Source organism: Rhodococcus sp. KBS0724 (genome assembly GCF_005938745.2).
In the GTDB taxonomy this organism is placed as follows: domain Bacteria; phylum Actinomycetota; class Actinomycetes; order Mycobacteriales; family Mycobacteriaceae; genus Rhodococcus_F.
The window spans coordinates 5,660,874-5,681,177 of sequence record NZ_VCBX02000001.1 but is presented as its reverse complement, the minus strand read 5'-3'; the positions used below and the strand labels follow the sequence as shown (position 1 = coordinate 5,681,177).

The 20,304-nt window shown below is 61.1% G+C and carries 22 protein-coding genes; 10 read left to right on the top strand and 12 right to left on the bottom strand.

Features of this window, described 5'->3' with window-relative positions; translation table 11 throughout:
- Positions 1-27: 27 nt before the first annotated feature.
- Complete coding sequence (locus FFI94_RS26025) at positions 28-732, bottom strand: TetR/AcrR family transcriptional regulator (RefSeq protein WP_138870351.1); 705 nt, start codon at positions 730-732, stop codon at positions 28-30.
- Positions 733-874: 142 nt separating this feature from the next.
- Here FFI94_RS26025 and FFI94_RS26020 point away from each other — a divergent pair, with 142 nt between their 5' ends.
- Entirely contained in the window at positions 875-1,312 is a 438-nt protein-coding gene (locus FFI94_RS26020) for a GtrA family protein (RefSeq protein ID WP_260684523.1), read from the top strand.
- A gap of 35 nt (positions 1,313-1,347) precedes the next feature.
- On the top strand, positions 1,348-2,118 hold the full coding sequence (locus FFI94_RS26015; RefSeq protein ID WP_138870349.1) for an ABC transporter permease: 771 nt from the start codon (positions 1,348-1,350) through the stop codon (positions 2,116-2,118).
- Here FFI94_RS26015 and FFI94_RS26010 read toward each other — a convergent pair.
- Both FFI94_RS26010 and FFI94_RS26005 read right to left on the bottom strand, forming a co-directional pair.
- Positions 2,096-2,767: an NAD(P)H-binding protein gene (locus FFI94_RS26010; protein ID WP_138870348.1), complete on the bottom strand. Its 672-nt coding sequence runs from the start codon at positions 2,765-2,767 to the stop codon at positions 2,096-2,098. The genes FFI94_RS26015 and FFI94_RS26010 overlap by 23 nt on opposite strands.
- 344 nt (positions 2,768-3,111) lie before the next feature.
- Positions 3,112-4,575, bottom strand: coding sequence for an NAD(P)/FAD-dependent oxidoreductase (locus tag FFI94_RS26005; RefSeq protein ID WP_138870346.1), 1,464 nt, complete (start codon positions 4,573-4,575; stop codon positions 3,112-3,114).
- 181 nt (positions 4,576-4,756) lie between these two features.
- Between FFI94_RS26005 and FFI94_RS26000 the strand changes: the two genes are divergently transcribed.
- Complete coding sequence (locus FFI94_RS26000; RefSeq protein ID WP_138870345.1) at positions 4,757-5,890, top strand: lipase family protein; 1,134 nt, start codon at positions 4,757-4,759, stop codon at positions 5,888-5,890.
- Here the strand turns inward: FFI94_RS26000 and FFI94_RS25995 are convergent.
- The 4 genes from FFI94_RS25995 to FFI94_RS25980 form a co-directional block, all read right to left on the bottom strand.
- Complete coding sequence (locus tag FFI94_RS25995) at positions 5,887-6,261, bottom strand: CD225/dispanin family protein (RefSeq protein ID WP_138870344.1); 375 nt, start codon at positions 6,259-6,261, stop codon at positions 5,887-5,889. The genes FFI94_RS26000 and FFI94_RS25995 overlap by 4 nt on opposite strands.
- Before the next feature lie 62 nt (positions 6,262-6,323).
- Positions 6,324-6,887, bottom strand: coding sequence for an FMN reductase (gene msuE, locus FFI94_RS25990; protein WP_138870343.1), 564 nt, complete (start codon positions 6,885-6,887; stop codon positions 6,324-6,326).
- An 8-nt stretch (positions 6,888-6,895) separates the two neighbouring features.
- Entirely contained in the window at positions 6,896-7,954 is a 1,059-nt protein-coding gene (locus tag FFI94_RS25985) for an LLM class flavin-dependent oxidoreductase (RefSeq protein WP_138870342.1), read from the bottom strand.
- 11 nt (positions 7,955-7,965) lie between these two features.
- Positions 7,966-8,469, bottom strand: coding sequence for a MarR family winged helix-turn-helix transcriptional regulator (locus FFI94_RS25980; RefSeq protein ID WP_138870341.1), 504 nt, complete (start codon positions 8,467-8,469; stop codon positions 7,966-7,968).
- A gap of 118 nt (positions 8,470-8,587) precedes the next feature.
- Here FFI94_RS25980 and FFI94_RS25975 point away from each other — a divergent pair, with 118 nt between their 5' ends.
- Positions 8,588-9,835 (top strand): VWA domain-containing protein, encoded by a 1,248-nt coding sequence (locus FFI94_RS25975; RefSeq protein WP_138870340.1) that lies wholly within the window; start codon positions 8,588-8,590, stop codon positions 9,833-9,835.
- On the opposite strand, the gene FFI94_RS25970 is transcribed toward FFI94_RS25975, so the two are convergent.
- Positions 9,825-10,469, bottom strand: coding sequence for a TetR/AcrR family transcriptional regulator (locus FFI94_RS25970; RefSeq protein WP_138870339.1), 645 nt, complete (start codon positions 10,467-10,469; stop codon positions 9,825-9,827). The genes FFI94_RS25975 and FFI94_RS25970 overlap by 11 nt on opposite strands.
- Positions 10,470-10,630: 161 nt before the next feature.
- Here FFI94_RS25970 and FFI94_RS25965 point away from each other — a divergent pair, with 161 nt between their 5' ends.
- Positions 10,631-11,755 (top strand): phosphotransferase family protein, encoded by a 1,125-nt coding sequence (locus FFI94_RS25965; protein WP_260684332.1) that lies wholly within the window; start codon positions 10,631-10,633, stop codon positions 11,753-11,755.
- Positions 11,740-12,852 carry a hypothetical protein gene (locus FFI94_RS25960; RefSeq protein WP_260684331.1) on the top strand — a complete coding sequence of 371 codons (1,113 nt, stop codon included), beginning with the start codon at positions 11,740-11,742 and terminating at the stop codon, positions 12,850-12,852. Before FFI94_RS25965 ends, FFI94_RS25960 begins: the two co-directional genes overlap by 16 nt.
- 7 nt (positions 12,853-12,859) lie before the next feature.
- Here the strand turns inward: FFI94_RS25960 and FFI94_RS25955 are convergent, their stop codons facing one another.
- The gene (locus FFI94_RS25955) at positions 12,860-13,915 is read right to left on the bottom strand and encodes an alpha/beta fold hydrolase (RefSeq protein ID WP_185993322.1); all 1,056 of its coding nucleotides are present in this window, start codon (positions 13,913-13,915) and stop codon (positions 12,860-12,862) included.
- Between the two features lie 92 nt (positions 13,916-14,007).
- On the bottom strand, positions 14,008-14,835 hold the full coding sequence (locus FFI94_RS25950; protein WP_138870337.1) for an NAD(P)-dependent oxidoreductase: 828 nt from the start codon (positions 14,833-14,835) through the stop codon (positions 14,008-14,010).
- A gap of 70 nt (positions 14,836-14,905) precedes the next feature.
- On the opposite strand from FFI94_RS25950, the gene FFI94_RS25945 reads away from it, so the two are divergent.
- Genes FFI94_RS25945 through FFI94_RS25930 form a run of 4 tightly spaced genes read left to right on the top strand, consistent with a single transcriptional unit; the run spans position 14,906 to position 18,901 of the window.
- Positions 14,906-16,483: a methylmalonyl-CoA mutase family protein gene (locus FFI94_RS25945; protein WP_033237029.1), complete on the top strand. Its 1,578-nt coding sequence runs from the start codon at positions 14,906-14,908 to the stop codon at positions 16,481-16,483.
- Entirely contained in the window at positions 16,483-16,911 is a 429-nt protein-coding gene (locus tag FFI94_RS25940; protein WP_095887999.1) for a cobalamin B12-binding domain-containing protein, read from the top strand. The genes FFI94_RS25945 and FFI94_RS25940 overlap by 1 nt, the downstream gene beginning before the upstream one ends.
- Positions 16,896-17,852, top strand: a complete 957-nt coding sequence (locus FFI94_RS25935; RefSeq protein WP_138870336.1) for an LLM class F420-dependent oxidoreductase — start codon at positions 16,896-16,898, stop codon at positions 17,850-17,852. The genes FFI94_RS25940 and FFI94_RS25935 overlap by 16 nt, the downstream gene beginning before the upstream one ends.
- On the top strand, positions 17,849-18,901 hold the full coding sequence (locus FFI94_RS25930) for a CaiB/BaiF CoA-transferase family protein (protein WP_138870335.1): 1,053 nt from the start codon (positions 17,849-17,851) through the stop codon (positions 18,899-18,901). Before FFI94_RS25935 ends, FFI94_RS25930 begins: the two co-directional genes overlap by 4 nt.
- 12 nt (positions 18,902-18,913) lie before the next feature.
- On the opposite strand, the gene FFI94_RS25925 is transcribed toward FFI94_RS25930, so the two are convergent.
- Both FFI94_RS25925 and FFI94_RS34645 read right to left on the bottom strand, forming a co-directional pair.
- The gene (locus FFI94_RS25925; protein WP_138870334.1) at positions 18,914-19,609 is read right to left on the bottom strand and encodes a TIGR00266 family protein; all 696 of its coding nucleotides are present in this window, start codon (positions 19,607-19,609) and stop codon (positions 18,914-18,916) included.
- A gap of 110 nt (positions 19,610-19,719) precedes the next feature.
- Positions 19,720-20,076, bottom strand: coding sequence for a hypothetical protein (locus tag FFI94_RS34645; RefSeq protein WP_313905559.1), 357 nt, complete (start codon positions 20,074-20,076; stop codon positions 19,720-19,722).
- Positions 20,077-20,304: the final 228 nt, after the last annotated feature.

The following is a 20,304-nucleotide window of genomic DNA, read 5'->3' as shown; positions in this document are numbered from 1 at the left end:
GTAGGTGGCGGCCCCGATCTTCTCGACTCAGCAGGGGCTGTCTGCGCTGGTTCCGTAGCGATGCATGACGTGGTCGAGTTGTTCGGTAGTGAGAGCCGGAACGGGGAGTTCGCGGTGGGTAGTTCGTGACGCGCGAAGGCCGTCGATGATGAAGCCGAGCACGCGGCGGTAGGACTCCGGGGCGTCGTCGCCGGTGAGATTCTGGGACAGCTTGATGGTGTGCATCAGCAAGGGGATGTCGCTGATTTCGAAGTCGTTGCGCAAGGTGCCTTCTTGCTTGGCGCGGTCGACGAGAGCGGCGGTGCTGCGCGTGATGCTGGTTCGGGCGCGGGTGAACGCATCGGAGGTGAATCGGGCGTCCATGAGCAGATCTCCGAAGCCGCGACTGTCCGCCATCCGCAGTGAAATGGTCTCCAGGTAGTGCACGAGTCCTTCCCACGCGTCAGGTATTTCGAGTGACGTTGCCGCAAGGGATTCGATCTCTGCGCAGCGGGAATCGAACAGGGCTTGGATCAACTCGTCCTTGCTGGCGAATCGTCGGTAGACGGTGCCGACTCCGACGCCGGCGTGGCGTGCGACGTCGGCGAGAGTGGCATCGAGACCCTGGGCGCCGAAAACTTCCCGTGCGGAGCAGAGGATGCGTTCGAGGTTGGCCTGGGCGTCGGCGCGCAGCCGGGGCTGTGCGCAGCTGTCCGACGGTCCCACACGTGGATCGGGGCTTGTTGTCGGCATCCTCACAGTCTACGACACTAAGCGGAACGCGACATTCCGCTAGTGCTATATTGCTAAGCGGAACGATTGGTTCCGATTAACTTCACGAGAGAAGCCTTCTATGAGCACGTCTGACATCTGGGTCGGGAGTAAAACGACCTCGATGATGGGTACGCGGAAGATCGGCTTCTCGGGCCGTGCCCTGCGGGCTCTCTCCGGTGACGGTGCGTTCATCCAGCTCATTCGTTTCGCTCTTGTCGGCGGAATCAGCAACATCCTCTACTTCGCCGCGTTCCTGGCCTTGCACGGCGACGGAGTTCTTGTCGCCAACGCCGTGGGCGCGGTATTGAGCACAATTCTGGCCAACGAACTTCATCGACGGCTCACCTTCCACGCTGCCGATCGCGTCAATTGGTTCACCGCGCAGTGGGAAGGCGGTGGATTGGCCCTGGTCGGACTGCTCGCCAGTTCAGCTGCCATCAGCGCATTGGGATTCCTTTTTCCTGGCACTACCGGCGTTATTCAAGCCGGGCTCGTGATCGGAGTCAGCGCACTCGTCGGAGGCCTACGCTTTGTCGCGCTCCGTGGATGGGTGTTCTGACCGAAACAGTCGCAGCGTGCGGAACACTGTGAGGCATGAGCATTTCGATAGCCGATTCAGGCATCCGGCTGGGACTGCTCTGCTTGGTGATGGCGGTACTGGCGGCGCTCGTCTATCGCTTCACTCGCATCGGCAGCGTTCGCGTCGTTCCCGGCGCATTGGTGCGTGGCGCTATCCAGTTGGCCGCGATTTCCTTGATACTGGCTGCTGCTCTGGCTCACCTGTGGTCGGCGGTACTCGTGCTGATCGGGATGTTTGCGGCAGCGTCGTTCACGGCGGCGCGTAGATCCAAGTCCGGTCGTTCCGGTGCCTGGTTGAGTGTCGCTCTGCTCGCGGGTATCGCCGTTGTGCTCCCGCTCATGCTCGTGTCAGGGGTGGTTCCCTTGGAGGGGGTCGCGCTCGTGCCGATCGGCGGGATCGTGATGGGCGGCGCTATGACGGCGACGTCGATGGCTGCCAAACGTGGACTCGATGCAGTCGACTCTCGATACGGCGAGGTCGAAGCTGCCCTCAGCCTCGGTTTTTCGCAGCGCGACGCCCGGTGGGAGGTGGCGCGAACCGCGGCCGCCGACGCCTTGCTGCCCGGAGTCGACCAGACGCGAACCGTCGGCCTCGTTACTCTGCCCGGTGCGTTTGTCGGTGTTCTGCTTGCAACAGGATCCGCTGTGCAGGCAGGTGCCGTGCAGATTCTTGTGTTGGCGGGGCTGCTGTTGGCACAAACCTGCTCGGTAGCAGTTGCCGTCGAGTTGGTGGCCCGCGGTTTTGTCGTGCGAGGCAAAGCTGTCAGAGCTGGGCGAGTTCGTTGATCTTGTTGCTACGTAGGACACGATCGGGAAAGTCGGGGGCGTTCGAGGCGAGTGTGATCATGGCCGTTCCGATGCTCTCACTTGTAGTCACGCTTCCTGGCAGAACAATGCGCAGCAGCGGGTACAGCCCGGATGACACTTGGTAGAACGCCTTGTACCACCAGGTCTTCGAGGGTGATCCGGGGCGGGGACGGATGAACCCGGGTCGAAGGATGTAGACCGTGAGCGGCAGCGCGAGCAACGCATTTTCGGTTGCACCCCGAACTCGTTTCCACATCGATTTGCTGGTCTCGGTGGAGTCGGCACCCTCGCCGGACACGTACACGAACACCATCTGCGGATTCAGCCGCGCTAGCGTCGTCGCAGCAGCGAGCGTGATGTCACGGGTGACGCGGGTGTAGTCGGCTTCGTTCATCCCTGCAGACGAGACCCCGAGGCAGAAGAAGCAGGCGTCGGCGCCGGCGAGGTCTCCCTCGATGCTCGTGAGATCAAGCAGATCGCGATGAACGATGTCGACTACTTTTGCGTCGCCGATAGCGATGGCATTGCGGCCGACGGTCACGACCGTGTCGATTCGCGAATCCGTCAGGCATTCGCGCAGAACGCTGTTGCCCACCATTCCGGTGGCTCCGAAAAGTACGACCTTCATCTGTGTTACCCCCCGTTGTCGAATTCTGCGTGTCGAATTCAGCGCAGACATTACGGAACGGACTCGGCTCGGAGTCGTCCGGAGCGTCATCTGAACGCTTGACCTGCGACGACTGGTCTCTTTTATCTAAATTGCGACCAAAGTCCCTACAAACCGTCTGGACGGTAGGGCGAGGATGAGTGCATGGACGAAGTGGGGGACGAGCTACACGTGCTCGGGTCGGAGTCCGCCGGTCGATGGATAGAGGCATCGACCATCGCCGTTTTCGGCGCGCTGTGTGCCGTTGTCGGAGGTTCCGTGTTGTGCCTTCTCATCGGCATGGTCATCGGATTTACCCGACTGCTTTACCTGCTTGCGCGTGAGTTGTTCTTCGAGAACGACATGTGGTCGTTGATGCTCCCGAATGTCGAGTGGAAGCGATCCAGGATGTAGTTCTGACGCATGTTCCAGGGCGACTTCGATCCCTGCTTCGGAAATTGTTCGACGGCACGCAACACGTATCCCGACTCTAGATCGAGAATGGGACGTTGATCCATGTCTTCGGTTACCTGCGGAATGCATGTCGAGTATCCGCGTTTGTCCATCTCGGCGAGTAGTCGGCACACGTACATCGACGTCAGGTCTGCGCGGAGCGTCCACGATGCGTTGGTGTACCCGACGCACATCGCAAGGTTGGGAACGCCGCTGATCATCATTCCTTTGTAGACGTATCGATCTCCCAGGGATACCGGTTCGCCGTCCACGTCGAGGGACATTCCGCCACAGGCTTCCATCCTCAATCCTGTTGCTGTGACAACGATGTCTGCATCAAGTTCGGTGCCGGACGTCAGACGAATCCCGGACTCGGTGAATGTGTCGATGCGATCGGTCTCGATCGACGCTTTTCCGGATCTCAGAGCCTTGAACAGATCTCCGTCCGGTACGACGCACAGCCGCTGGTCCCACGGATCGTAGGTGGGCGTGAAGTGCGGATCGATCGGGACATTATGGGGGAGTTGCCGATTGGCAGCTAAACTCAGTAACCTCTTTGCGCGTGCCGGGCTGCGACGGCACAGTTGGTAGAAGCCGAGATTAACCAGGACGCTCTTCCATCGGGATACGCTGTGCGCGACCTTGCTCGGCAGGTACTTGCGGAAGGAATCCGCGATCTTGTCTTTCGATGCCAACGTGAGAATGTACGACGGCGACCGTTGCAGCATCGTGACGTGCTCGGCACTCTTGGCCATCGTAGGAACCAAAGTTACTGCGGTAGCGCCGCTTCCGATCACCACCACTTTCTTGCCGGCGTAATCGAGATCGTCCGGCCAGAACTGCGGATGCACGACGGTTCCGCCGAACGTCTCCAAGCCGGGGAAATCGGGTGTGTAGCCGGCGTCGTAGCTGTAATAGCCGCTGCAGAGGTAGAGAAAATTACAGGTGAGTGTGTGCTCTCGATCCTCGTTCGCGACGGTGAGTGTCCAGACCGAGGTGTCCGAAGACCAGGACGCCGCAGTCACTTTCTGGTTGTACCGAATCTTCCGATCGATACCGTTCTCACTGGCAGTGTCCCGGACATATTGCAGGATCGACGGGCCGTCGGCTATTGCCTTGGCCTCGGTCCACGGGCGGAACGGATACCCCAGTGTGAACATGTCGGAGTCGGAGCGAATGCCGGGATACTTGAACAGATCCCAGGTTCCGCCGCTGTTCGAACGAGCCTCGAGGATGGCGTACGACTTTCCGGGAAGCTCGGTTTGAAGGCGATACGCAGCACCGATACCGGACAGGCCGGCACCGACGATCAGTACGTCGAGGTGTTCGGTGCTCATCGTTTCCAACTCCGTTCGAGTGCGCAATCCCGGTAAAAGGTGCTCGAACCCAGCCTACTGACCGATGTGCGGGCGATCGAAGTCGGAAAGGCTCCGCCGCGAAGCTCACCAATTCACGGCTGTCATGTCAGATGATGGAGGCCTGAGTACGCGTCACCGGCAATGTGGGAGAAAAGTAAATATGGGTTGTTCGAGTCGGGTCGCTGCGGCACTCGTGGTTGTATGCACAGCGTTGTCGCTGAATACGACAGTTGCGCACTCGGAAGAACCGGTCGCGGGATCGGTTGTCTCGCACATGCCACTCGCCGCGGCGACGCTACCGGTTGGAGCCGCCGTTTCCGAGCAGATTGTCTATCGAACTCTCCGCACGGCCGATCGGGATGGAATCTCGTCCGGTTCGATATTCCTGCCCGAGGGGACACCTCCGACCGGTGGATGGCCCGTGATCTCGTACGCGCACGGAACAGTGGGCAGCGCTGATTACTGCGCGCCCTCGGTGGCGGGCTTCTACGAGACCGAACGACGCCCTATCGAGCGATGGTTGGCGGAGGGTTACGCCGTTGTGGCGACGGATTACTCCGGACTGGGCACCGAGGGCGCTCTGGCTTATCTCGACGGCCCTGCGGCGGGCGCCAACGCAATCGACATCGTCCGTGCCGCGCACGAGGTGTACGGCGACGTGCTGGACGAACGTTGGATGGTGGCGGGTCTTTCGGAAGGTGGGCAGGCTGCCTACTTCGCCGGCCATGAAGCGAGTTCCCGCGCACCCGAATTGGATTTCCGGGGAACCGTGGTTGTTGCCGGTCCCACTCACCTGGAGGGATTGTTCCCGCTCGGGGGCCCGTTGTTCCCGGAGTTGGGTATTCCCGGTCTCGTGGTTTACGCTCTCTATCTTCTCGGCGGGATCGATGATCAGCGTCCGGAAGAGAATGTTCGCCAGTATCTTTCGCCACTGGGAATTTCGTGGATGGAGAAGGCCGCGTCGCAGTGTGCTGTCGAAATCGGTCGCACCATCGCCAGCGAACGAGTTCCCTTGGGCTCTCTCTTCTCTCAATCACTGTGGACGCCACACATTTACGAACTGATGCGGGCAATGCTTCAGGTTCCCGTCGACGGTTACGACCGGCCGTTGCGCATCGTTCAATCTACCGCAGACACAACACTGCCCATTCCGTTCACCTGGGCACAACTCGTCGATCTACATGCCCGAGGTACGCAATTCGAGTATCAGGAAATCCAGGGAGTGCCGCACAGTCAGTCCGTGATTGCGTCGATGGATGAGACGATCGAGTTCACGGAACGGGTAATGCGCTAGCGCATGCGGCGGTGAAAATCGCTGTCGCCGGTCTGCGCGAACCACACTATTGCCGCGATCGCGTACAGGATGACGAAGATCAAGAGCAGCCCGCCCGCTATCACCAGGGATATCTGTCCAAGCCTCTTGACCCGATCCGACGCGTAGCGTGAACCGTCCGCATCCCCGTCCGCCCAGAGTGGGTACACGTTGAAGGCATGGTTGAAAGCCGAGAAGGCCAGCGGCCAGAAGAAGAGCAAGGACACCACTGCCCACCCGGCATTGACCGGTGGGCGGTCGGGGTTCCGGGGGAAGGCTGCAGCGGTGGGCTGCCCAGAGCTGGGTTGTGCAGCGGTAGGTTGTGGCTGAGGGGGTTGTTCCGAACTTGTCATGATGGGCTCCTGACATGAGGGTTCCCCTCGACGCTACTGCGATTCGGCTCGAGAATCAGCCTCTAGGCGGAGACTGCTGTGCGATCCGCGAGCAACCGAGCTACCGGAAGAACGTCCTTGACGGCCATGTCGATACGTTCGAACACCTCGGGGTTGAGGATGGTCGTACCGTCGAAATCACCGGCGCTGAGGTAGATGCCGACCGGAGCGGTCCACGCTTGGAAGAACGCGAATAGTGGCCGCAGTGCCTGATCGAGAACTAGCGCATGGCGATCACTTCCGCCGGTTGCCGCAAGAATGACAGGCGTGTTGGCAAGTGCGTATTGATCGACGAGATCGAAGAAATGCTTGAACATTCCGGTGTACGAACCGCGGAACACGGGCGACGCTGCAATGACGATGTCTGCGTTCTCCACCGCGTGCAGAGCGTCGGTAGTGGCTGCGTCGACGTGGTCACGACCTGGAGCCCCGGCCAATCCGGGAACCAGATCCACGATCTCGATGACCCGGGCGTCGACCTGTTCGACGTCTCCCATCGTCTCGATGACGAGGTCGACCAGTGCCCGGGTTTTCGACGGCCGGGACAGACTGCCGACAACTGCAACAACTTTCAGGGGTGTTGTCATGAGTAGTCCTACTTCTCGGATGATGTCAGGGATTCGATTTCCTTGCGAACGACGGGAGCGACTTCGGTGCCCAGGATCTCGATGGCACGGAGCATGTCCTTCTGGGGAACGTTGCCGAATCCCATTTGGATCATGATCCGGTCGTGATGGAACAGTTCGTACTGCGCCATTGTCTTGTCGATGATTTCTTGCGGACCGCCGAGGAAGAACGCTCCAGCCGTCGTTGCCTGCGCTTCGTATGCCCTGCGCGGCATGGGAACTCCGTTTCCGCGCTGGTGGTGGTTCTGCATCCAACCGGCCTGGAAGTACGGGTACGACGTATCGAGAGCGGCTTGCTTCGACGTGTCGACAAATCCTGGCGATGCGACCGAAACCTTCAGGTTCTTCGGGTCGTGGCCGAACTCCACCGCGGCCCGACGGTACAGGTCGACAAAGGGTTCGAACTGCTGGTAACTGCCGCCGATGATGGCCAGCGACAAGGGAAGTCCCAGCTTTGCCGCCCGAACTACCGATGCCGGGGTGCCGCCGACAGCGATCCACACCGGGATCTGGCGATCCGGCCGAGGCGTTACGTCACCGTCGACCAGGCTGGGACGAAGGTGTCCCTCCCAATTGATCGGATTCTCGTCCCGCAATTTCAGGAGCAGATCGAGTTTTTCGGCAAAAAGCTCGTTGTACTGGGACAGGTCGTATCCGAACAGCGGGAACGATTCGGTGTACGAGCCGCGTCCGGCGATGATCTCGGCGCGCCCCTCGGACAGAAGGTCGAGCGTCGAGAACTGCTGGAAAACGCGCACCGGATCGTCCGAGCTGAGCACGGTGACAGCGCTGGAGAGTTTGATGGAGTCGGTTGCCTGCGCCATCGCGGCCAGCACCACAGCGGGAGACGAGACAGCGAAGTCCGTCCGATGATGCTCGCCGACTCCGAAGACGTCCAACCCGACCTGGTCGGCAACGGTCGCCTGTTCCACCAAATGTCGAAGGTGGACACCGGGATTCATCGTCTTGCCGGTTTCGGGGTCTGGAGTGAGCTCGCCGAAATGGTAGATGCCGAGTTCGAATGCCATGGTGTTTCTCTCTATCGTGTTGTGGGGGTGATGGGGAGGTGCGTGCCGCCGACGTCACAGGCGTCAGTTGTGGCGGTGTGGTGAGCCGCGAGGCGGCTGAAGAAGCGGTCCAGGACGGGCAGTTCTTCCGGTTCGACGAGGTCGGCGAAGTACTCCGTGATCCCGCGGGTGTGGATCGCCGATGCGGTGCGTAGTGTCTTGTGCCCGGATGGCGTCATCGTCACGGTGACCACCCGTCGATCGGTGTCGGGGCGTACTCGCGCCACCAGTCCGGCCGCAACCAATCGATCCACGACACGGGTGACTCCGCTGGTGGTCACGAGGACCTGCTGGGCCAGGTCGCCCATTTTCAACGTGTTCTCGGGGGCTTCGTGGAGACGGAGCAACACGTCGTATTGGCCGAGTGTGAGCCCGGTGCTTGCGCGCAGGTCAGTCTCCATTTTTCCGAGGATGACGCTGTGTGCGACGACAAGATTGCGCCACACCCGGCCACGCGTCCGTTTGTCCTGGTCCATCGCCGTCGCTCCTCGATTTATTTGCTTACGCAAGTATTGCTTACTCAACTATTACACAGTGAGGGCGGAATCTATTCCCGGACGCTTCGCGAGGTTCGGATCTCGATAGTGTTCCCGCATGGAGTTGGTACGCGGAGCGAACACAACGGTCGACGGGCATGCGCTGAGAGTGGCGGTGACGGGCGCAGCCCCTGGCAGTGTCGATCTGATGGTCTTCCAGCTGGGCGGCAACAACAAGGTCCGCAGCGACGCGGACTTCATCTTCTTCAACCAGCCGAGTTCGCCGGAAGGTGCGGTACGGCTGAGTGCCGGGGGAGTTGTCGAGATCGACAGTGCGGCCGTGCCCGCAGACATCGTGATGCTCAGCGTTGCGGTCGCGCTCGACGGTGATGTGGCCGGTGCTCTTGCCGACGTGCTGCAATTGGGGGCCACGATTGATCAGGCCGGCGGTGAACAGATCGCTGCACCCGCGCTGGGTTTGACCACCGAGCGGGCGGCCGTGCTCGTCGAGATCTACCGCCGCGGTGAAGCGTGGAAGATCCGCAACGTCTCAGCCGGATGGGACGGCGGATTGGCGGATCTGGTGACAACCTTCGGGGTCTCGGTAGACGAGGAACCTGCCGAAGCGTCGACGGATGGCATTCGCAGCCTTCCCGATGAGGCCAAGCTGTCGATGGTCAAGCGTGAGAAGCTCGACCTTCGTAAGCGTGAAGTCGCGAAGGTGCTGTTGACCAAGGGTGGCAACGGAATCCGAGCCCGTGTGATCCTGGTGATCGACAAAACCGGAAGCATGAGCAAGCAGTACAAGTCGAAAGTGGTGCACCGCGTCGTCGAGCGTATGGTTCCCGTCGCGATCCAGCTCGACGACGACGGCAAACTGGAGCCGTATCTGTATGCGGTCGGCTTCCACAAACTTCCGGAGATTTCGGTGCACGACGCCGAATCCTGGTCGGAGGAATACCTGCATCTGCGTGGATTGCACGGCGGATTCGACTACGACGCGATCGGTGCTTCCAATCGCGAAATTCCGATCATGACGGAAATCGTGTCCGGCTTGCGCGCGGGAACGGCGCCCACGCTTGTCCTCTTCTTCACCGACGGGGGATTCACGGAGCGTCGGGAAATCTCGGCGCTGATGCGCGACGCGTCGGCGCTTCCCGCGTTCTGGCAGTTCGTCGGGATCGGTAAGGCCAAGTACGGAGTGCTCGAGAAGCTCGACGACATGGACGGACGAGTGGTCGACAACGCCGGGTTCTTTGCACTCGACGACATCGATTCCGTTTCCGACTCCGAGCTCTATTCACGGCTGTTGAGCGAATTTCCCGACTGGCACAAGAGTGCCGTCGCTGCCGGGATCACGCGATAGGGTCTCGCGGTTCGAGTGCTTCGGCGATGAATCGCATAGCGTCGTCGAAGCTGTCGGTGTCTTGGCTGTCGGTATCAGGGCTGTCTGTGTCTTGGGGTGACAGTGGCCGCGAGTACTGAACCGATGAGATATACACGGCAGCAACGGTCTGAGCGAGAAAACGGGCTGAGTAGTCTGTGCGCACGTCACCGTCGGTGATTCCGCGATCGAGCAGTCGACGGATCAAATCATGGAACTGCTCGGTGCGTTCAGGACTGATCTGATCGCGCGCCGGGTCTCGTTCGAGTTCACCGGCGCGCAGGTACTCCCTGAATCTGTGTGTTGCGTCGGTGATGTCTTCGAAGACGAGGCGAATCCGTTCGTGTGTTGTCATCTCGCGCTCGAGCAGTCCGTCGATCAGGATGCCCAGTTTCTGCATGTGGCCGTCGTGTAGCGCTGAGACCACCGCGTCCTTGGTGGGGAAGTAATTGAAGAACGTCGCCCGGGAGACGTTGGCAGCTTCGGCGAGGTCGTCGATGGTGGTACCTGTTACACCCCGCTCGGCAAACAATGCGCGGGCCGCGCTCAGGAGTCGCTTGCGTGTCTCGTACTTGTTGCGCTCGCGGCGTGAGAGCGGCATTTGTTCGTCGGTCATCAAATTCTCCCGAAAACCTTCCACAAAACTGAACTTGAGTCTATATTTGGCCTGCAGTACAGAAAGTTTAACCCAATCGCGGAACTTTCGACGCTGCCGGTGATTTCGCGTAGTCGAAGATGTGGCGCGAACGTGAATCTAGTGAAGGAAGGCTACCTGTTGTGACAACGAGCATGCCGGACGACGTGGAAGCGTCGATCACCACGACGGAGACCGACCTCGAGGTTGTCTCGGCGCAACTCGAAAAGTGGCTGGTCAGAACACTCGCCGCCGCCACCGATGTGCGTGTGTACAACCTGAGCAGGCCGGCTCATTCTGGAATGTCCAGTGTCTCAGTGCTGTTCGACCTGGATTGGACGGAGGAGGGCGCTCCGCACACAGCGCAGCTGGTTGCGCGTCTGGCGCCCGAGGACTCGGCGTTTCCGGTCTTTCCGACTTACGACCTCCAGTATCAGTTCGATGTCTTGACCGCTGTCCGCGAGCGAAGTGACGTGCCGGTCCCGCGCGTTCGCTGGGTCGAGACATCGCCGGAAGCCCTCGGGACTCCGTTTCTGGTCATGGACCGAGTGAGCGGCGCAGTGCCCGTGGACAACCCGCCCTATGTGTTCGGCGGATGGCTTCTGGAATCGAACAGTGAAGATCAGGCCCGTGTTCAGTCGAACAGCATAGATATTCTGGCGCGGATTCACGGCATCGACGCACAACTGCCCATTCTGAGTGACATGTCAGGCTTGCGTCGACACTTCGAGGGTGAGCGCGCATATTACGAATGGACGCGCCGCGATGACGGACTACGAATCCCGTTGTTGGAAGCCGCGTTCGGATGGCTCGAAGCTCACTGGCCGGAAGAGCCGAGTGCAGATGTGTTGTGCTGGGGTGACTCTCGGATCGGCAACATCATGTTCCAGGGAACCACTCCGACAGCGGTCCTCGACTGGGAATCGGCAGCCGCGGCGCCGCGCGAAGTTGATCTCGGCTGGTTCGTATTCTTCCACCGTCAGTTCCAGGACCTGGCGGAACAGTTCTCCATGCCCGGACTCCCACAGATGTTCCGACGCGAAGACGTGGTCGCGGAATACGAAAAAGCGACGGGCGCGACGGTGCGCGACCTCGACTTCTACCTGGTGTACGCCGCACTGCGGCACGGAATCGTCATGTCGCAGATCGCTCGACGCCGAATCCACTTCGGGGAGATAGAGGCTCCGGAGAATCCCGACGAATACGTACTGCATCACCGCATGCTTGCCGACCTCATCGATGGAACCTACGAATGGGACAAGAAATGAAGCCGATCGATCTGGACGAATACCCGGTGCACCAGGCGCCGTTGTCCATGGCACGTGTTGCCAGCACGGACCGGAATTTCTACGACCGCTGCTACTTCAATGCCCACGATCGCACCGGGGATGTCTTCCTCGTGACCGGGCTCGGGGTGTATCCCAACCTAGGCGTCGTCGATGCATTTGCCACCGTGCGTACCGGTGATACACAAGTAGCAGTGCGCTTTTCGGACGCGCACGACGGTGCGTCGACCAAGGCCGAAGTGGGTGGGTACCGTGTCGAGGTGATCAAGCCGCTGCAGACCTTGCGGCTTGTCTGCGAGCACGAGGACCTTTCCTTCGACATGACGTGGGAAGGCGCCTTCGATTCGGTACTCGAGGAACACCACACCTTGATGTCGGGTCCGCGAGCGATTCTCGACGCCACCCGCTTTGCACAGGTGGGAAGTTGGTCCGGAACGATGAGCGTGCGCGGCAACGACATTGCCGTCGATCCGGCAGTGTGGACGGGAAGTCGTGATCGTTCGTGGGGGATCAGACCTGTGGGCGAGCCCGATCCAGCCGGCCGCATGGGCGACGAGCCCCCTGGTGGTCACTGGTGGACGTATGTGCCACTACGCTTCGACGAATTCGCACTGATGATCATCGTGCAGGAAAGCCCCGACGGCTACCGCACACTGAGCCATGCGACGCGGACTTTCCCGGACGGAAGAGTCGAGCAATTGGGTTGGCCGCGTACCGAAATCACGTACCGGCCGGGAACAAGGCATCCCGAGAGTGCGCGTATCCACCTGACCACGCCGACCGGCGAACCTCTGGTCGTCGATATCGACACCATCGGATTTGTCGCTCTCAACGTCGGTGCCGGCTACGGTGGCGACAGCGACTGGACGCATGGAGAATGGCGCGGCCGCAACTGGAGTTCGTCGTCGGTGTACGACCTCACCGATCCGGCGATCGTCGCGAAGCTTCCCTACGGAACGATCGACCACATCGCGCGGGCAACGTGCAACGGGGCGCAGGGTTGGGGCATGTTCGAACACGCCGTCATGGGGCGCCACGATCCGTCCGGTTTTGTGGGTTGGCTTGACATGGCGAAGTGAACCGCTTCTAGAGGGCCGTAACCACCTGTTGAGTAATGTCTTTCAAGAAATTATCGATGTGTGTCCAGGTGGAGTTCTCTGACGTCGGGCCAGCCAGAATGCCGAGATGACTTCCCGGCACCTCCTCGAATCGAACGGACGGCGATCCGGTCAGAACAGACTGGATCGCCGCCACCGAGGCGGCGGGCGCTATGACGTCAGAGGTTCCGCCGATCGCGAGTACCGGCACATTCAGATCGGCCAATTCGATACTTCGACCACCCAGAACGATTGTGTTCTTGTACAACCCGTTACCCAGAATGAGTTGTCTGCAGATCTGTCGGAATGCTCGCCCGGGGTAGCCGGGCATGTCCGCCATGAAGGTGTCGATCGATTCCATGCGGGCAAGGGTCTCGGTGTTGTGCAGGTTCTTGGCGATGAACCACGGCTTGAGCAGTTCCCGTTGCGGCGCGGTCACGCGGTAGCTGGCTTGCACCAGGGGAGCGGGAAGTCCGCCGATCAGATCGGTAGCCGTCGTGAGTGGGCGATCGCCGGTGTATCCACCGATCAGCCGAAGTGGGCTGATAGTAGGAATTTTGGTGTAGTCGACCGGGGTGCCGATCGCGGTGATCGACGCTATCGGAAGGTCGGAGTGAGCCGACGCGGTCAGCAGCGTCATGGTTCCGCCGAGGCTCCATCCGATGACGGAAATGTCTGCGCCGTCATGCAATTCGGAGACTGCACGTATGGCGTCGGGGATGATGCCGTCGATCCAGGATTCAAATCCCATGTGCCGATCTGCATATCGCATGGTGCCGTAGTCGAGCGCGTACGGCGTATGTCCACCTTGAACGAGATGAGCGGCGAGACTCTGACCTGGCCGGAGGTCGTAGCAATACGCGGGGACAGCCAATGGGGGTACGAGGAGTACGGGTCGTCCCTGGAGTTCTCCGAAGCGGTACAGGTCGCGGTGCCGACCTTCGGAGATCAATGTGGACGGGGTGCGTCGGCGCTGCTCGACGCCGTCACCGAAGGACAGACCCCACGCGTTATGTGCAGTCGTGATCAAACGCCTTGTATCCACCACAGCTGTCCCCTCGAAGTCGGCAGCCGTGCTTCGGCCGCAACGAGTGTATGTTACCTGCAATCACATACACCCGCCGCGGTGTGCCCGAATCAGTCCAGGAACAGATCAAGCTGCGGATTGTCGCCGCCGCCGTAGGCGGACAGATCCGTGATTCCCGACTCGATCAGGACATCGGCGTCGATGAAGCAGTTTCCGGTGGTCTTCGTAGACGGCTGGGAGAAGATCTCGACGGCCGCGTCGGCCATGATTTCCGGACTACGTGACGAGGACAGCAGGCTGTCGCCGTCGGCCATGTTGGCGACCGCCGCCGTAGCGATGTACGTCTGTGGCCACAGGCAATTCGCGGCGATACCGGCGTCGGCAAATTCTGCCGCAAAACCCAAGGTGAGCAAGCTCATTCCGTACTTGGAGAGCGTGTACGCGGGGTGTGCGCCGAGCCAGTACGGGTTCATGTTCACCGGTGGTGCAATGGTGAGGATGTGGGCGTTTTCCGACTCGCGCAGGTGTGGCAGGGCGGCCTGTGTGAGTAGGAACGTGCCGCGCGAATTGATCTCCTGCATCAGGTCGTACTTCTTTGCCGGCAGGTTTTCCGTGCTTTCGAGAGCTATGGCACTCGCGTTGTTGACGCAGATGTCGACGCCCCCGAAATTCTCGACCGCAACGGCGACGGCGCGTCGGGCATCCTCTTCCTTTCGAACGTCACCGACAACGGCGACGGCCTTTCCGCCGGTAGCTTGGATGCCTTCGACTGCGGTATGGACGGTCCCCTGAAGCCTCGGGTGTGGTTCGCCGGTCTTGGCGAGCAGAACGACATTCGCTCCGTACTTGGCTGCTGCGGTGGCGATGGCAAGGCCGATTCCACGGCTTCCGCCGGAAATGACCAAGGTGCGATCGGTGAGTGCGTTCTGGCTGGGCATCGTTCTCCTAAGTTCTCGTTCTCTGGAATGGTATTGGCATTCTCATTTTTTGCAAGTACCGTATTCAACGATGAACGACTTCACGGAAACCTCGTCCGGCATCCCTCTCGCTCCGGTCTATGGACCGGAGGACAGGACTGTCGATCCGCCCGCACCGGGCGCGTACCCCTTTACCCGCGGCAATTTCTCCTCGGGATATCGAGGGCGTTTGTGGACCTTTCGGCAGTACTCCGGGTTCGGCACCGCGGAAGAGTCCAACGCCCGCTACCGCTATCTCCTCGCACAAGGTGGAACAGGCCTCTCGGTTGCCCTCGACCTGCCCACTCAATGCGGTTACGACTCCGATGACCCGGAGGTCACCGAAGAAGTCGGCCGCGTGGGTGTTGCAGTCGATACCCTCGCCGACGCCGAGGTGTTGTTCGAGGACATCCCGCTCGACAAGATCAGCACCAGTTTCACGATCAACGGAACAGCAGCGATTCTGCTGGCGTTCTACGTGGCCGCCGCTGAACGCAAGGGTGTTCCGCGCGAGAAGCTCACCGGGACAATCCAGAACGACATCCTGAAGGAATATGCCTCCCGCGGTACGTGGATCTGGCCCCCGGAGCCTTCGCTGCGGTTGATTGCCGACACCATCGAGTTCTGCGCCGCCGAGGTGCCCAGGTTCAATGCAATCTCGGTGGCCGGAGCGCACTTCCGTGATGCCGGCGCCACCGCCGTCCAGGAGATGGCCTTCACCCTCGCCGACGGTGTTACCTACTGCGACACAGTGGTCGAGCGTGGGCGCATGACAATCGACGAGTTCGCGCCGCAGATTTCGTTCTTCTTCTACACGCACGGCGACTTCTTCGAGGAGATCGCCAAATATCGTGCCGGACGCCGTCGTTGGGCCACTATCGTCCGGGAGCGTTACGGCGCCACCACCGACAAGGCGTCGATGTTCCGCTTCGGTTGTGTCGCCGGTGGCGCTTCGCTGTACGCGCCTCAGGCGCAGAACAACCTCGTGCGTGTGGCGTACGAGTCCATGGCGTCGGTACTCGGCGGCGTCCAGTCCATGTTCACCGCGGCCTGGGACGAACCATTTGCTCTTCCCAGCGAGGAGTCTGCAACGCTGGCCCTGCGCACCCAGCAGATCCTCGCCTACGAGACCGGCGTGACGCGGGTGGCCGACCCGCTCGGTGGGTCCTACTTCGTCGAAGCCCTTACGGACGCAACGGAAGAGCGACTCATCGAGATCATGGCGGATCTCGAGGCGCACGGCGGCATGGTTCGAGCAATCGAGGACGGTTACCTGCAGGGGCTGATCGCCGACGAAGCCTACCAACTCCACAAGGACGTCGAATCGGGCGTAAAGCCGGTTGTCGGTGTCAACCGGTTTGTCTCCGAGGAACCCGCGCCGGAGATTTCGACTTACGAGCTCAACGCCGAAGGGCGTGAGCTGCAACTGAAACGGCTCGCGAGGGTCAAAGCGGACCGTGATCCTGACGAGGTGGCGAGGTCACTGACGGCACTGTCCCGAGCAGCGGAAGGAACGGACAATCTGATGCACAAGTTGATCGACTGCGCCAACGCGTACTGCACAGTCGGCGAGATGGTTTCGTCCCTCAAGGCAGTATGGGGCGAATTCCAGCAGCCGGTGGTGTTCTGATGAGCGCCCGCGTACTTGTTGCAAAGCCAGGCCTCGACGGCCATGACCGTGGTGCCAAGATCGTCGCACGAGCGTTGCGCGACGCCGGATTCGAAGTCATCTATACCGGCATCAGGCGGACGGTCGAAGACATCGTCACCATTGCACTGCAAGAAGACGTGGCTGTTGTCGGACTCAGTATTCTCTCCGGTGCTCACGTCGCGCTCACAACCCGAACCGTCGAGGCTCTTCGGGCTGCGGACGCGGGGGATATCAAAGTTGTTGTAGGCGGCACAATCCCGCAGTCGGATGTGCCGCGCCTGCTCGAGGCCGGTGCCTCGGCAGTGTTTCCCACCGGCGCGTCACTGGAAGAGTTGGTAAGCGGAGTACGCGCATTGACTGAAACATCGGCAACAGCAAATCTGGAGGAACCGTGCGCATCGGAGTGATGATCGGCCCCGAGCGGGGCGACTCCGCGAAGAAGGTCGCCCGCATGATGGCGGACGTGGAGTGGGCCGAGGCCGCCGGCCTCGACAGTGTCTGGGTGCCGCAGGTTCCCAGCGACTTCGACGCGTTGACGGCTGTGTCCCTGATGGGCACGCGGACGTCGAGAATCGAAATCGGCACGGCAGTGGTTCCGCTGCAGGCACAACATCCGATTGCACTGGCCCGGCAAGCACTCTCGGCTCACGCGGCAACAGACGGACGGTTGGCGCTCGGCGTCGGTCCGTCGCATCACTGGATTATCGAGGACATGCTCGGCTTGCCCTATGACAAGCCTGCCGGGCTCACTCGCGACTACCTCGAGGTCCTTGCCGCCGCTCTCAACGGCCCTGGCCCGGTTGACGTGGAGAACTCGACGTACACCGTGCACAACCCGCTCGAGATCGGTCCCGTGTCGCCGATGCCAGTTCTGGTTGCCGCTCTCGGACCCGTCATGCTGAAGATCGCGGGTGAGCGCGCCGACGGAACCATACTGTGGATGGCAGACCAACGCGCAATCGAAGATCATGTTGTTCCTCGGATCAGCAAGGCAGCAGCCGATGCCGGCCGGCCCGATCCGCGCATCATCGCCGGCATCCCGGTCTGTCTGTGCAGTCCGTCCGAGGTCGACAAAGCGCGTGAGCGAGCCAACCGGATTCTCGGTGAAGCCGAGGTGTCGCCGAACTATCAGAAACTCTTGGAAAAGGGTGGCGCCAAGGACATCGGTGATCTGTGCGTTGTGGGTGACGAGAATGCGATACTCGAGGGATTCCGTAGCTACGAGGCCGCCGGGGTTACCGATCTTTCGATGCGGCTACTCCCCATCGGTGACAACCGGGACGAGTTGATCGCCTCCAAATACCGGACGCGCGAAGTGATTGCACAGATCGCAGCGGAGTTCCGGTGACGTCCGGGCCGCTGGCGGGCATCCGGATCCTCGAGATCGGGCACATGCTCGCTGGACCGTACGCGACCATGATGCTGGCTGATCTCGGCGCCGACGTCATCAAGATCGAGCCGCCGAGCGGAGACATATCGCGGCAGGTCAGCGATTCCTACTTCGCGAGCCTCAATCGTGGCAAGCGGAGTATCTGCATCGACCTCACGACAGAGGCCGGGCAGGCGCGTCTCGGCGAGTTGGTAGCGGAGTCGGACGCTCTTCTGGCGAATCTGAAGCCGTCAGCAATTCACCGGTATGGGCTGACCTACGAGGCTCTGCGTAAATGGAACGAACAGATCGTATGCGTCGCACTCACCGGATTCGGTCTGGCGGCAGGTGACGATCCCGCTTTCGACTACGTTATCCAGGCAGCAACCGGCATTGCTTCACTGACCGGCGACCCGTCCGGTCCGCCGACGCTTCCCGGATACTCCTCGGCAGACAACTCGTCCGGACTTACTGCGGCACTGGGCCTTCTGGCGCAGATCGTCTCGGGCAACGGGGGTCAGGTAGAGGTGTCGTTGCAAGACGTCATGCTCTCGCAGCTCAACTATCGAGCGTCGTCCTACCTCAACGACGGGGTCGAACCGCGTCGGATGCCTAACGGTGCACACTCGTATTACGTTCCGGCGCAGCTTTTCCCGACGGCGGAAGGCTACCTCGCTCTGTTCATCACCCACGACGGCTTCTGGAAGCTGTTTGCGGGAGAAGCCGGCATCGACGGGTTCTCCACGATGGGGGAGCGGGCCGATCGTCGAGACGAGGTTCTGGCCGCGGTGACTGCTGCAATGGCTACCGACACCGCGGCTCACTGGGAATCTCGCTTGCGTCCGTTGGGAGTTCCCGCGTCAGCCGTACGTTCACTACCCGACGCGCTGAACGCGACACCGGAAGCGATCGTGACGGCCGGCGACTACCGCTTGGTCGGGAGCCCCATCCGAGTCGCCGGCTACGACCACGAGTACGGCCCGCCGCCGCTGCTCGGTGAGCACGGGGATGTTCCTGCTCGGATTTGATTGACGGACTGCTCAGCTGTCGTTGCTGCTGGTACTGGTGCTGCTCGACGGCATTCGGGTGCGAAGCCAGTCGACGAGGTCTGTCGCGCTGCGAGTTTGCATCCAGACTCTGCCTGGTCCGGTGAATTCGGTGACGATGCCTTCGCCGCCGAGGATCATCGATTTCCAGCCGCCGGCTTTGCGAATGCGGTACTGGACGGATTCGTCGAACGCGACGACGTGACCGGAATCGAGTGTCATGGTTTCCTCTGCGCCGAGCGTCACCGGCCGGATGGCGCCGTAGCTGGAGAGCAGGATCTCGCCTCTTCCGCTGCACCGCAGCAGAACAAGCCCGGCTCCGCTGAAGAAACCCTTGCTGCCGCCCCATTTCGAGTCGACGTCGACGGTCGCATCCGATGCCAGCCAGCAGCCGGATTGGACGAGCAGAGCAGTCCGTTCATCGATGGTGGTTTCGACCACATCACCGGGCAGTGGGCCGGCGACGCCTACGACACCACCGCGATCACTGCTGAAGTCGTTGACGAAGAAGCTCGACCCACCCAGGGAGCGGCGGAGACCCTTCATGAAACCACCCCGGGTCGACGTGGTGATCGAGATGTCGCCCCGCATCATCGCCATCGCTCCGGCTTCGACGCGGACTGATCCGCCCGCGGGGACACTGATCTCGGCCAGCGCGAACGCAGGCCCGCAGACGATTTCTGTTTTCATGGATTCCTCTCGAGTACCGGTTCTCGAGTGAATTATCGCTTGTGGTGATTAGTCCGGATCGAATTCGCGGAGGTTCGCTATCCGATCGTTGTACAGCGCTCCACGGACCGTCAATGACGGGGAGCGGTGCGCGTCGTGCCGGGGGCCGCGGATGAGCTGTGGCGGCACACCAACATGTGGTCGGCTCCTCGTTGAAATTCGTAGTCGACCTCCACTACGCGGCCAATGATGTTACGCCCGTTCAAGTCGGCGAGTAGCTCGGCGAGTTGCGGGTAGGGCTCCGAAGATCCCACGGCTACCAGCGGAAAGATGCGTAGTTCTCCGGAAGTGACGCGCATCAGCTCAGTGATCGCGTCGACATGGAAGGTGTAGTCGAGGCGCTCGGTGTAGCTGAACAGCAGGTGGGAGCTGAGTACCAGATCGAAACTGGCATCAGCGAACGGCAATGACGGCAATCGTCCGGGCACGTAGTGGTCGGGGTGGCGGCGAATATGAGTTGCGAACTGTTCGGCAGCGTGACGCCTGACGCGCTGGTGCTCGTCGGGACCGGGAAAGAACGTCCACGCGTATTGGGGGCGTGTGCGCGGACGTAGCGGTTCCCACGGTCTGATTCGGACACCGCAATGGCGGCAAGATCTGTGGCACTGTTGTGGAAATAGGCTATGTCGCAGGCGGTTGCGTCGCCGCCGAGACTG